General features: G+C 68.4%; 12 protein-coding genes and 1 pseudogene. 9 read left to right on the plus strand and 4 right to left on the minus strand.

The genetic code is table 11. The features are described 5' to 3' along the window. Positions 1-90 precede the first annotated feature (90 nt). Together A176_RS11015 and A176_RS11020 are read right to left on the minus strand one after the other, a co-directional pair. Positions 91-573, minus strand: coding sequence for a hypothetical protein (locus A176_RS11015; protein WP_002636678.1), 483 nt, complete (start codon positions 571-573; stop codon positions 91-93). Next, a complete protein-coding gene (locus A176_RS11020; RefSeq protein ID WP_044890856.1) occupies positions 563-2,161 on the minus strand; it encodes a glycosyltransferase in 1,599 nt (532 codons plus the stop codon). The genes A176_RS11015 and A176_RS11020 overlap by 11 nt, the downstream gene beginning before the upstream one ends. A 120-nt stretch (positions 2,162-2,281) precedes the next feature. On the opposite strand from A176_RS11020, the gene rfbB reads away from it, so the two are divergent. The 5 genes from rfbB to A176_RS11045 all read left to right on the plus strand — a co-directional run bounded on the left by rfbB (position 2,282) and on the right by A176_RS11045 (position 7,095). Next, positions 2,282-3,307, plus strand: a complete 1,026-nt coding sequence (gene rfbB / locus A176_RS11025; protein WP_002636676.1) for a dTDP-glucose 4,6-dehydratase — start codon at positions 2,282-2,284, stop codon at positions 3,305-3,307. 3 nt (positions 3,308-3,310) lie between these two features. Beyond that, positions 3,311-4,213, plus strand: a complete 903-nt coding sequence (locus tag A176_RS11030) for an SDR family oxidoreductase (protein WP_002636675.1) — start codon at positions 3,311-3,313, stop codon at positions 4,211-4,213. 15 nt (positions 4,214-4,228) lie between these two features. After that, positions 4,229-5,110 (plus strand): glucose-1-phosphate thymidylyltransferase RfbA, encoded by an 882-nt coding sequence (gene rfbA, locus A176_RS11035; RefSeq protein ID WP_044890833.1) that lies wholly within the window; start codon positions 4,229-4,231, stop codon positions 5,108-5,110. Then, complete coding sequence (gene rfbC / locus A176_RS11040) at positions 5,107-5,658, plus strand: dTDP-4-dehydrorhamnose 3,5-epimerase (RefSeq protein WP_002636673.1); 552 nt, start codon at positions 5,107-5,109, stop codon at positions 5,656-5,658. Before rfbA ends, rfbC begins: the two co-directional genes overlap by 4 nt. Before the next feature lie 81 nt (positions 5,659-5,739). After that, positions 5,740-7,095, plus strand: coding sequence for an MFS transporter (locus tag A176_RS11045; RefSeq protein ID WP_002636672.1), 1,356 nt, complete (start codon positions 5,740-5,742; stop codon positions 7,093-7,095). An 11-nt stretch (positions 7,096-7,106) separates the two neighbouring features. On the opposite strand, the gene A176_RS11050 is transcribed toward A176_RS11045, so the two are convergent. Next, the gene (locus tag A176_RS11050; RefSeq protein WP_002636671.1) at positions 7,107-8,183 is read right to left on the minus strand and encodes a hypothetical protein; all 1,077 of its coding nucleotides are present in this window, start codon (positions 8,181-8,183) and stop codon (positions 7,107-7,109) included. A gap of 245 nt (positions 8,184-8,428) precedes the next feature. Here A176_RS11050 and A176_RS11055 point away from each other — a divergent pair. From A176_RS11055 to A176_RS11065, 4 genes and pseudogenes are all read left to right on the plus strand, one after another. Further along, positions 8,429-8,772 (plus strand): annotated as a pseudogene (locus tag A176_RS11055) (SRPBCC family protein). Positions 8,773-8,874: 102 nt separating this feature from the next. Then, positions 8,875-9,168 carry a DUF4185 domain-containing protein gene (locus A176_RS11060; protein ID WP_021781540.1) on the plus strand — a complete coding sequence of 98 codons (294 nt, stop codon included), beginning with the start codon at positions 8,875-8,877 and terminating at the stop codon, positions 9,166-9,168. Further along, positions 9,165-9,326 carry a hypothetical protein gene (locus A176_RS39060; protein WP_002636668.1) on the plus strand — a complete coding sequence of 54 codons (162 nt, stop codon included), beginning with the start codon at positions 9,165-9,167 and terminating at the stop codon, positions 9,324-9,326. Before A176_RS11060 ends, A176_RS39060 begins: the two co-directional genes overlap by 4 nt. A 419-nt stretch (positions 9,327-9,745) precedes the next feature. After that, positions 9,746-10,075 carry a hypothetical protein gene (locus A176_RS11065; RefSeq protein WP_002636667.1) on the plus strand — a complete coding sequence of 110 codons (330 nt, stop codon included), beginning with the start codon at positions 9,746-9,748 and terminating at the stop codon, positions 10,073-10,075. A 71-nt stretch (positions 10,076-10,146) separates the two neighbouring features. On the opposite strand, the gene A176_RS11070 is transcribed toward A176_RS11065, so the two are convergent. Further along, a complete protein-coding gene (locus A176_RS11070; protein WP_002636666.1) occupies positions 10,147-11,895 on the minus strand; it encodes a serine/threonine-protein kinase in 1,749 nt (582 codons plus the stop codon). Positions 11,896-11,912 lie beyond the last annotated feature (17 nt).

The raw sequence follows: 11,912 nt of genomic DNA on the forward strand, positions 1-11,912 counted from the left end.
AGACGGCGGGAATCTTCGAGACGGTTGTGGCGGGGCGTCCCGTCGCACGGTGCGGCCCCGAGGCCCGTGAACCGCGCGCGTGGGTTGGAATCACCGGCCCCGCTTGCGCGAGCGCTTCGTGTTCGAAGGGGGCGCGCCCGGGGCTTCGAGCTGCGCCAGTCGCCGCTCCAGTTCCTTCCTCCAGGCGGCTTGGGTCCGGGCTTGCTCGCGCTGGACGTCATGCATCGTGGCCAGCGCATCGAGGATGGACTCGTTGAACTCCACCTGCTTGCGCAGGACTTCGTTGATGAACGGCTGGAAGGTGAGCCGGAAGGCGCGCTTGGCCAGCACCAGCGCCGTTCCGGTGAGCCCTCCCCGGTGCGACGTCGCCGGCTCCGCGTAGCGGCTGTCCATCTTCCCGCGCGCTTCCTGGAGTAGCGCGGGCCATGGCGTGGGCGTGGAAGGCTGGGACGCGGCCTCCAGCGTCCGCCGGAGCGACTCCTCCGCCTCGGGCGAGGGCGAGGGAAGCCGCTCGGTTTCTCGCGCCACTGCCTCGGCGGTGGGGGCCCGGGTGATGAGGTCTTCAGGTCGCATGCGTGATGACTCCCTCGGACGCCAGGGCCGCGAGCAGCTCTTCGCGTGTGGGCTCGGAGTTGGCGGATTCCACGACGAGCACTTTGTCACCCAGGTGCTCGCGGGCAACAGCGCGCAGTTCAGCGGGCACCGTGGGTGTGGCGATGGCCCAGGCACGCTCCGCGACGCGAGGCAGCAGCGCCCGCACGGACGCCGTCTCCAAGCCCAGCAGCAGCACCCGCCCATTCGAGGCGCGCACCGCCGTCTCCAAGGACGACGAGCCCGGCAAGGGGGCCTCCGCATGCCGGCTCACCGGTTGGTCGGGCGTGAAGTACGCCACGGCGTGCGTGTCGTGCCCGTGTGCCTCGTCCGCGCCCCAGGGTTTCAAGGCGAGAATCCGGGCGCCGTCCAGTTGCTCCACGAGGAGGCGGGCGAGCCGGGACTCGGGGGCATCTGGGCGCACCGCGAAGGCGGGACAGACGACGTCGATGCCGCTGTGAAGGGCCTGCGCGCCCGGGCGAAAACCCGTGAGCACCTCCTGGAAGGCCTCGCGCACCTGCTCGGCGATGGTGTCTTGCGACAGCGCGGCGATCCGTTCGCGTTGCGCCGCGATCACCTGCCCGCGCAGGTTCGGGTTTCGCTCCAACACCGCGAGCAGCTCCGCGACCTCGCGGGGGTCATCGGAGCGCGTGGCCAGGCCGGCACCGCCCATCGTCTCAGGGACGGCGGCGGCGCCATAGGCCACCACGGGCACCCCGCGGTACATGGCCTCCAGCAGCGGCACCCCGAAGCCTTCGTGGCGGCTCATGGACAGGTACGCCGACGCGGTCGCGAAGCAGGCGGAGAGCTGCGCGGCGCTGACGCGGCCCAGGAACCGCACGCGCTCCGCACCGAGGAGGTCCTTCAATCCGTGCAGATATGCGCCGTAAGGACCATCGCGGTGCAACGCTCCGGCGATGACGAGCCGACTGCGTGGCTGATACAGCCTTTGGAACGCGGTGAACACGCGCAGCACGTCATCCACCTTCTTGCTGGGCACCGCGCGGCCCACGAAGAGGATGTTGGTGTGGCCGTCATCGAGTTCGGCCTGGAGCGCGGCATCAGGCGCCGTGTCGAACGCGGCCCAGTCGATGGCGAAGGGCAGGAGCGTGACATTGGAATATCCCGCTGACAGCAGCTCTTCCGCGCTGAAACGCGAGTAGGCGAACGCGGCTTCGACGTGCGGTTGGAGCGCGAGCAGCTCATCGCGCGCGGCGTCACATGCGGCGGCGATTTTTCGCTCGAAGCCTTCGAACAGCCGCGCGGGCGTCACGTTGTGATAGACAAGCACCTTGCGACAGTGGGTGCGCGCCAACCTCGGCACCAACCGAGACTCGAAGCTGTGGTGCACCAGCACGACATCGTCGCGGCCCACGTCGCGTGCGAGGTCTCGCACCGGGCGGACCTGGTCCTTGCAGGCGTCATCCCAGGCGTCGGCGTAGATTTCCGAGACATGGCCCCAGCGGCGCAGCAGGCCCTGGAGGTAACGCACCTGGTTGCCCACGGCGTCTCCCCAGGCCAGGCGGGGGAGCACTTGATGAATGGCGGGAGTGGGGCGCGGAGTACTCACGACCGGCTCCCTTAGCGCCGTGCCGGGCTGATACACAAGCTCGCCTCCATCGCGTCTTGACGGTCGTGGACCCCTTCGATACGCAGTCGCACACTCCGAGCGATTTGAGGTCCACGCGACATGAATGTTTTGGTGACAGGCGGCTGTGGCTTCATCGGCTCCAACCTCGTGAAGTATCTGCGCCGCGAGCGGCCGGGTTGGACGGTGGTCAACCTGGACAAGCTCACGTACGCCGGCAACCTCGAGAACCTCTCCGAGCTGGAAGGCGACCCCCAGCACGTCTTCATCCGGGGCGACATCGGCAACCGTGAGCTGGTGGAGCACGTGATGTCGGTGCACGGCATCGACGCGGTGATGCACCTGGCGGCGGAGAGCCACGTGGACCGCTCCATCCTCGGGCCGGAGGAGTTTGTCGCCACCAACGTGCTCGGCACGCAGCGCCTCCTGGAGGCCAGCCGCGCGCGCGGCGTGCAGCGCTTCCTCATGGTGTCCACCGACGAGGTCTACGGCTCGCTGGGCCCCACGGGCGCCTTCACGGAGTCCTCCCCCTTGCAGCCCTCGAGTCCGTACTCGGCCAGCAAGACGAGCTCCGACTTGCTGGCGCTCGCGTACCACCACACCTTCAAGCTGGATGTCGTGGTGACGCGTTGCTCGAACAACTACGGCCGCTACCAGTTCCCGGAGAAGCTGATTCCGTTGATGGTGGTGAACGCGCTGCACGACAAGCCGCTGCCCGTGTACGGCGACGGCGCCAACGTGCGGGATTGGCTCCACGTCGAGGACCACTGCCAGGCCCTGCTGCTCGCGCTGGAGAAGGGCCGCGCGGGAGAGGTCTACAACATTGGCGGCGGAGCGGAGCGGCGGAACATCGAGCTGGTGAAGGCGATTCTGGGGCTGGTGGGCAAGCCCGAGTCGCTCATCCAGTACGTGAAGGACCGGCCGGGGCATGACCGGCGCTACGCCATTGACCCGTCGAAGATTCGCGCGGAGCTGGGCTGGACGCCCGCGCACACCTTCGAGCAGGGACTGGCGGAGACGGTGCGCTGGTACGTGGACCACCCCGCCTGGTGGCAGCGGGTGACCAGCGGCGCCTATCTCCAGTACTTCGACACCCAGTACCGCACGCGGTTGCAAGGGAAGGCCTGAGCCATGCGCTTCCTCGTCACGGGGTCGAATGGCCTGGTGGGCAGCCGCCTCTGCGGGCTGTTGCACCAGAGCGGGCACCAGGTGGTGGGTCTGGGGCGCGGAGCCCGGCGCACGGGCGGCGAGTACGGCTACGTGAGCGTGGACCTGACGCGCGAGGCGGATGTCGCCTCCGCGGTGGAGGCCGCGGCGCCGGAGGTCATCATCCACTGCGCGTCCATGACGGAAGTGGACGCCTGTGAGAAGGACCCCGAGGCCGCCTACGCGGGCAACGTGACGGCCGCCGCGGCGGTCGCACGCAGTGCCCGGAAGGCCGGCGCGCACCTGGTGCATGTGTCCACCGACTACGTCTTCGACGGCGACGCCGGGCCGTATGACGAGGCCGCGGTGCCCAACCCTCGCGGTGTCTACTCCGTGACGAAGCACATGGGGGAGCAGGCCGCGCGGGTGCTCGCGCCGGGCTGTGCGATTGCGCGCACGGCGGTGGTGTACGGCTGGCCCCCCGTGGAGGGCCGGCTCAACTTCGGCGCGTGGCTGGTGACGGCGCTGGAGAAGGGGCAGCAGGTGCGCCTCTTCGAGGACCAGGTGGTTTCTCCGAGTCTCGCGGACAACGTGGCCGCCATGCTGATGGAGCTGGGCACGCGGCGGCTGGGTGGAGTGTGGAACACTTGCGGCGGCGCCGTCATCGACAGGGTGGGCTTCGGCCGCGCGCTGTGCGAGGTGTTCGGCTTCGACGCCAAGCTGATTGTTCCCACCCGAATGGCGGAGCTGAAGCTCGCCAGCCCGCGCCCGCTGAAGAGCGGCCTGCGCACCGACAAGGTCCGTGCCGAACTTTCCGTTCCTCCCTTGGAGCTGGCCGAGTCCCTGTCGCGTTTCCACGCGACGTGGCTCGCGGCCCGGGGACACTGACAGACCGAGGTGGACATGAAAGGCATCATCCTCGCAGGGGGCTCGGGAACGCGGCTGTATCCCCTGACGCGCGTGGTCAGCAAGCAACTGCTCCCCGTGCACGACAAGCCGATGATCTACTACCCGCTGAGCACGCTGATGCTGGCGGGCATCCGGGACGTGCTGGTCATCTCCACGCCGCAAGACTTGCCGCGCTTCCAGGAGCTGCTGGGCAGCGGCGACCAGTGGGGCATGCACCTGCGCTACGCGGAGCAGCCCCGGCCCGAGGGCCTGGCCCAGGCGTTCATCATTGGCCGTGAGTTCGTGGGCAACGACAGCGTGTCGCTGGTGCTGGGCGACAACATCTTCTACGGCCACGGCCTGAGCGAGCTGGTGAAGCGCGCGTCGGCGCGCACCTCGGGCGCGACGGTGTTCGGCTACTACGTGAAGGACCCGGAGCGTTACGGCGTGGTGGAGCTGGACGCCCGGAATCGCGCGGTGAGCCTGGAAGAGAAGCCGCTGAAGCCGAAGTCGAACTACGCCGTCACCGGGTTGTACTTCTACGACAACCAGGTGCTGGACATCGCGGCGGGGCTCAAGCCGAGCAAGCGCGGCGAGCTGGAGATCACCGACGTCAACGCGGAGTACCTGCGCCGCGGGCAGCTCGACGTGGAGCTCATGGGCCGCGGCTATGCGTGGCTGGACACCGGCACGCACGAGTCGCTGATGCAGGCGTCGAACTTCATCGAAATCATCGAGCGGCGTCAGGGGCTCAAGGTGTCGTGCCCGGAGGAGATCGCGTTCCGCATGGGCTACATCGACGCTCAGCAGCTTCGGGCGCTGGCCGAGCCGATGCTCAAGAACGAGTACGGGCAGTACCTGCTGGCGCTCGCGGAGAACCGGGGGGCCGTGTCGTGAAGGTGACCCCGCTGGAGATTCCGGACGTGCTGCTGTTGGAGCCGAAGGTGTTCGGCGATGACCGCGGCTTCTTCATGGAGATGTTCCACGCGGCGAAGTACGCCGACGCGGGCATCCCCGGGCCCTTCGTGCAGGACAACTACTCGCGCTCGGCGAAGGGGACGCTGCGGGGCCTGCACTTCCAGGAGCCGCAGGCGCAGGGGAAGCTGGTTCAGGTGCTCGCGGGGGCTGTCTACGACGTCGCGGTGGATGTGCGGCGCGGTTCGCCCACGTTCGGCAAGTGGGTGGCGGCCGAGCTGTCCTCGGAGAACCGGCGCCAGTTGTGGATTCCGGCTGGCTTCGCCCATGGCTTCTGCGTGGTGAGCGACTCCGCGGACTTCCATTACAAGTGCACCGCGCTGTACTCGCCGGAGACGGAGCGGAGCATCGTGTGGAACGACCCGGACCTGGCGATTCCGTGGCCGGCGGCGGTGCCACTGCTGTCGCCCAAGGATGCCCGGGCGCCGCGTCTCAAGGACGCGCCGGTGTTGCCGGAGTACGTGGGCTGAGCCGTGGAGGGTCGCGCGACTCCCAGTGCGCCGGAGGTGCCTCCGGCGTCTCCACGAGGCTCCCGGCTGGCGTCGATCGCCGTGGCCAGTGCGCTGTTCATGGAGTTCGTGGACTCCACCGCGCTGTCCACCGCGCTGCCGCGCTTGTCCGTGGCGTTCGGCACGGACCCCATCCACCTGAAGCTGGCGCTCACGTCGTACATCCTGGCGCTGGCCGTGCTGGCGCCCGCGAGCGGCTGGGTCGCGGACCGCTTCGGTCCCCGGCGCGTCTTCTTGTTCGCGATGTGCGTCTTCCTCACGGGCTCGGTGCTCTGCGGCTTCTCTCAGTCGCTGACCCAACTGGTCATCTTCCGCACGATTCAGGGCCTGGGCGGCGCGTTGATGACGCCGGTGGGGCGCATCATCGTGGTGAGCTCGGCGCCGCGTGAGCGGCTGGTCGCCGCGCTGAGCTGGTTCACGATGCCGGCGCTGGTGGGGCCGCTGGTGGGGCCTCCCCTGGCGGGCATCATCCTGGGCGTGGCGGACTGGCCGTGGATCTTCTTCATCAACGTGCCGGTGGGGTTGCTGGGCATGCTCGCGGTGGCGCGCTTCGTTCCGCCCCTGCACCAGCCGGACCCGGGGCCCTTCGACACGCGGGGCTTCGTGCTCGTGGCGGTCGCCATCACCACGCTGATTGGCGCGGCGGAGACGGTGGGCATCGGGCTGATGCCGCTGCCATACCAGTTGGGGCTCGCGGTGGTCGCGTTCTCGTCGCTGGGTGCCTACGTGTGGCACGCGCTGCGGGTGGAGCGGCCCGTGTTGAACCTGCGGTTGCTGCGCATCGACACCTTCCGGGCCAGCATGATTGGCGGAACCCTGGCGCGCATGGGGCTGGGAGCGTCTCCCTTCCTGTTGCCGCTGCTGTTCCAGGTCGGCCTGGGCTGGTCGCCCGTCGAGGCGGGCCTGGTGACCATTGGCAGCGGCGCGGGCGCGATGGCCTGCAAGTCGGTGGCGCCCTCCATCATCCGGCGCTTCGGCTTCCGGCAGACGCTCATCTTCGCCAACCTGGCATCCGCCGTCCTGACCGCGCTGCCGGCCTTCTTCCGGCACAGCACGCCGATTCCGCTCATCGTGGGGCTGCTGGTGATCAGCGGGTTCATGCGCTCGTTGCAGTTCACCGCGACCAACACCGTGGCGTATGCGGACATCCCTCCGGACACGGTGAGCAACGCGTCCACGGTGTCCGTGGTGACGATGCAGATGGCGCTGGGGTTGGGCATCAGCTTCGGTGGCTTGATGCTGCACCTGGCGCGAGGTGCGGGCGATGCGCCGTTGACGCCGGACCGCTTCGTGCTTCCGTTCATCGCGGTGGGCGTCATCTCCTCGCTCGCCGGCCCGCTCTACCGTCGGCTTTCCCCGAATGCGGGCGCGCACATCGGCGGCCGCAGGGTGGGGTGAGGCGGGGTGTTTCAGGTGCCGGAGCGGAGCCACTCCGCGAGGCGGTCGCGCTTCTTGCCTCGGAGGTTCGTCCTCGGAGGGCTCTCGCTGAAGTCCCACTCCGTGCCGAGCTGCCGGGCGGCCCGCGCAATCCATGCGGGGAGTTGCAGCGGTTCGCATGCTCCGACGCCGAGGACATCCTCGTGCAGCTTCTCGTTGTCGAAACGCGTGTCGCTCCAGTCGCCCGACAGCGGGACTTCCCGTCGGCTCAGCGAGACCTGGAACCAGACGGGGTTGCGGCTGTCGACCCGGATGTGTCCGTTGTAAGCGCGGAACATCAACCCGCCTTCCTCTCCGTGGAAGGCGTCGCCCCAGGACTCGGTGAACCAGAAGGTGTCCAGTTCCGCGAAGCCCAGGTGCTTCGCGAGGTCGAGCGCGGGCGAACGCGCACGGCGCGATTGGAGCAGCGCCTCCATGCGCGCGAACAGCTCATTCATCGCGGGCGTGGCGCGCGCGTGTTTGCGCAGGTCCTCCAGGCGGTCCAGTTCCATGCCCTGGCTTTGGACGGCCCGCTCGACATGGGGAATCAGCGCGTCGACCGACGCGTCCGAGGCATCCACCGTCAACACCGCGAGCATGTCCAGGGACACCTGCTCGCAGGCCACGACGGCGGTCTGGATGGCCTGGAGCAGGACAGGATTGTTGGCCAGGGCCTGGAACTTGGCTTTGCGCTGCTTCGAGCCCCACCCATAGGTCGTATCCAGGTCCAGCAGCCCGAGCAGTGCATCCGTCCATGCGGCTTGGACCGCTTCGTCAGGGGCCTCCACGGGGACGGCTTCGCGGAGGAAGTAGGCGTAGGGCTCGGAGTCCGCTTCGAGGCGGCGCAGGAGCACACGGATGACCGGCGCTGGCAGGTGCTGGCACTTGCGTCCGAAGGACCAGAGGGAGGGCCGAGGTCTCGGGATGAGGCTCAACGCGGCTTGCGCGGCCAGCTCGGGGTCGACGCCGCTGGGAAGCGCCTTGAGCGCCTGGGTGAACTGCTCCCAGTTCTTCTGGGTCGGCGAGCGGAGAATGGACTCCACGTCCGCCACCGTGCGGCGTTGGGGCATTCCCACGCTCTACCAGAACCGAGGCGGACCCCTCCCGTGGCAAAGGTCAACCGAGTGGTTGTGCATTGCCGTGTCCGGCGCTATCTTTTAACCAAGTGGTTTACCAACGAGCTTCATCCCCGTTGAAAGGGAGTTCGCCCATGTCCTCTTCCCAGAGTGTCCAGGTTCGCGTCACTCGGCAATTCAACGTGTCGCCCGAGCGGGTCTTCGATGCCTGGCTCCAGCCGGACCTGGTGGGCCAGTGGATGACGGGGCCGTCCGTTCGTGACGAAGAAGTGCTGCGGCTCGCCATCGACGCTCGGGTGGGCGGGAAGTTCTCCTTCTTCGTGCGCAGGGACGGGAGGAGATCGACCACGTGGGCACCTACCTGGAGATCGACCGGCCGCGCCGACTCGTCTTCACGTGGCACATCGACAAGGAAGAGGACGAGCTCAGCCGGGTGACGGTGGAAATCGCTCCGCGCGACAGCGGCTGTGAGCTGACCCTGACGCATGAGATGGACGCCAAGTGGGCGGAGTACACGAGCCGGACCGAGAACGGCTGGGCCACGATGATGGGCGTGCTGGCCCGCTTTCTGGCGCAGGGCTGACACTTCCCGCGCTCGTCGTTCCGCTTTCGGCGGTTATTCTTGATTTGTGGCCAGGGTCGCCACTCCCGTCCGGTCTGCATCGCGACACGAGGAGAGGTGACCTTGGCGATGAATGGCACGACGACATGGAAGTGGACGTTCCTGCTGCAATCCACGTGGGCGCTGTGGTGGGGCGCCGCCGCGGAGGCGGTGACGCCGTCGAACGTGACGAAGGTCGCTCGTGTGACGGGCGCGACGCCCTCCGGCGAGGCACTGCCGAACCCGAACCAGACGCACACGGGCTACGACGTGTATGGGACGGACCTTTGCATCGTCTGGGACAAGGGCGGTGGCGAGGTGTTCGTCCTCTTCGGCGACACCTTCGGCGCGGGCTGGTGCGAGGCGGCTCCATCTTGAACGAGGTCCGCATCTCCCAGCCCCTGGGCAATTACACGCAGCTCTCGGTGACGTTCAATTCGGGGGCGCAGCACAGCGTGGAGGTGTTCGCGGGCCTGTGGGCGAACCATGGCGACACCTGGATTCAGGTGGACGACCTGCGCCTGACACGGAACTGAGGCGAGCGCTCAGCCGCCAGAATCCAGCCACGCTCCGAGTCGCGCGCAGGTGGCAGTGGTGGCGACGCAGGGTATTCGCCTCCACCGATGCGCGCTGTCGAGGCATGCCCAGGGCTCTTTCGAAATGCGGGTGGCCTGGCCTCGTGGAGGACGGATGCTCCGAACGAGGTGGGCCGGTGTTCCTCGAGGACCGGCGTCACAGCGACTCGAGGGTGATGCACGGTCTCGCCGTGAACGCTCTCCCGCCGGAGCGTTGTCCCGCCCGCACTTCCAGCGGGCAGACGAAGCACCGTCAACGAGGCGAGTGCTAGGTCCCGGGCGCGGCCAGTGCTCCTCGACAGCCCAGCGTGTCTTGAGTTCGCAGCATGAGGCCGTGTCGCTGCAGCCACCCCGAAGCGCCCAGTCCAAGGAGAACCCCCATGAGCCTCAACATCACGACCCAGCATGCCGTGCTGAAGAAGGAGATTGACCGAATCAACGCGGACAATCGCGTCTCCTTCTCCGAGTTCCAGCATGTCCGCGATGCGGCCGATACCCAGATCGAGAAGCTGAAGGCCCCGGAGCTGCAGGCGCACCTGAAGAAGCTTCAGAAGTCCGTCGATGATGCGGTCGAAGCGCTCCAGCAGGTGGCACTGGCGGCCAAGAAGGCCAAGCTCGATGAGCCCACCAAGGCGGCGCTGAAGGAGTCCACGTCCTACCAGATCGCCTACCTGGTCATGGGCTTCAAGACGAGCGTCGACCGGCTCTGAGAGAACGCCGCTGGCACGAGGCTCCCGAGGGGCCTCGTGCCGACCGGCGCTGATACGAAAAGGCCGCGCTGCTAATCCGAGACGTCCGGAGGCAGCATGTCCTGGCAGCGGCGGAGGCCACGCTGGGCCTCCGCGAGCTGCGGGTAGTCACGCTTCAGCGCGCGGTAGAGCCCGATGGCCTCCTCGCAGCTTCCGTCGTTCTCCTTCGCGCGGGCACGCGTCATGCGCTTCGACGCGTCCTCGACCTTCCCGGCGAGCGCCATCAACTCGGGTTCGACCGCGTCCAGTCCCAGGCTCCGGGCCTGCGCCAGTCGCTTCATCGCGCTGTCCAGCCGGCCCTCGTTGAAGTCATTGCCGATGTCGATGACCTGGCCCGCCGCGAGCACCTTGAGCTGCTTCGCCGCGATGTCTCCGGTATCGGTCGGCACCGCGTGAGGTGCAGGCGCGGCTTCCGCGTGCGGAGCCGTGGCGGGAGGATGCGCCTGGGCGGGCTCACCCACGGGGACCAGCGTGCCGATCTTCGCGTCATCGCCGCCCCGCATCGCCACCACGCCCACGCCGCTCACCAGCAGGACGCCGGCGATGCCCAGCCCCACGACGACCCCGGACCTCGAACGCGGAGGCGGCGTGTACGGCGAGGCCGCATGCGCCGTCTTGTTGAAGCCCTCCGGTCCCACCCGGAGCCCACCCTCTGGGGCAGGCTGCGTCAGGGGAATGGGCGCCGCGGCAGCGGGCGCGGCGTCCGCTGGGACGGTGCGCACCAGCGTGGCCTCCGAGCCCTCCGCCCCGAAGAGGAGCGTCGCCGGCCGCACCGGCTCCAGCCCGCCTCCGGTGACAGCGGGGTTGAGCCCGCTGACGGCGCGGCGGTTGGTGAGCGTGGGCAGCGCGTTCACCAGGTCCGATGCGAAGGCCTCCATCGTGGCGTAGCGCTCCGCGCGGTTCTTCGCGGTGGCCTTCTGGATGACGGCGTCGACGCCCGGATGCTGGAGGTCCGCCACCGCCTGCGCCAGATGCGGCATGGGCTGGTGGACCTGCTTCTGCATGATTTCCGAGACGCTGGCGCCGTCGAAGGGCTGCTGTCCCGTGAGCAACTCGAAGAGGACGATGCCCACCGCGTACACGTCCGCGCGGGCGTCCACGTCCAGGCCCATGGCCTGCTCGGGGGACATGTAGCGCGGCGTGCCCGCCACCGAGCCCTGGATGGTGAGCCGCGTCGCGCCGTCCGCGATGCGAGCGATGCCGAAGTCGAGCACCTTCACGTGCCAACCCCGCATGCCCTGCCGGACCATGATGTTCTCCGGCTTGAGGTCGCGGTGGATGACCTGCCGGGCGTGGGCGTACGAGAGCACGTCCGCGACCTGGAGCACGATGTCCACGGCCTCATCGAGCGCGAGCCGCCCGCAGGTGGCGAGCAGGTGCTTGAGGTCGTCACCCTCCACGTACTCCATGGAGATGTAGAGCCCGCCGTCCTCGTCCTGCCCGAAGTCGTGCAGCGTGACGGCGTTCGGATGGGCGACGCGCGCGTAGCTCTTCGCCTCGTTGAGGAAGCGCCGGGCCACGTCCGGGTCCATGGACAGGCCGCTGTTGAGGAACTTCATGGCCACCTGCTGGCCAATGCCCACCTGCTCGGCGAGGTACACCGAGCCCATGCCACCCTGGCCCAGCCTCCGGAGGATGCGGAAGCGGCCGGCGACGACGCGCCCGAGCATCCGGTCCACCTGTGGGGCCACCGTCAGCAGCTCGGTGCCGCCACACGACGGACAGGCGCCGCCCCATTTCTCGTGCTGCGCCTCGCACCGCTGGCAGATGAAGAGGGACATCGCGTCCTTGCTGGGCA

The sequence above is a fragment of the Myxococcus hansupus genome, assembly GCF_000280925.3.
In the GTDB taxonomy this organism is placed as follows: domain Bacteria; phylum Myxococcota; class Myxococcia; order Myxococcales; family Myxococcaceae; genus Myxococcus; species Myxococcus hansupus.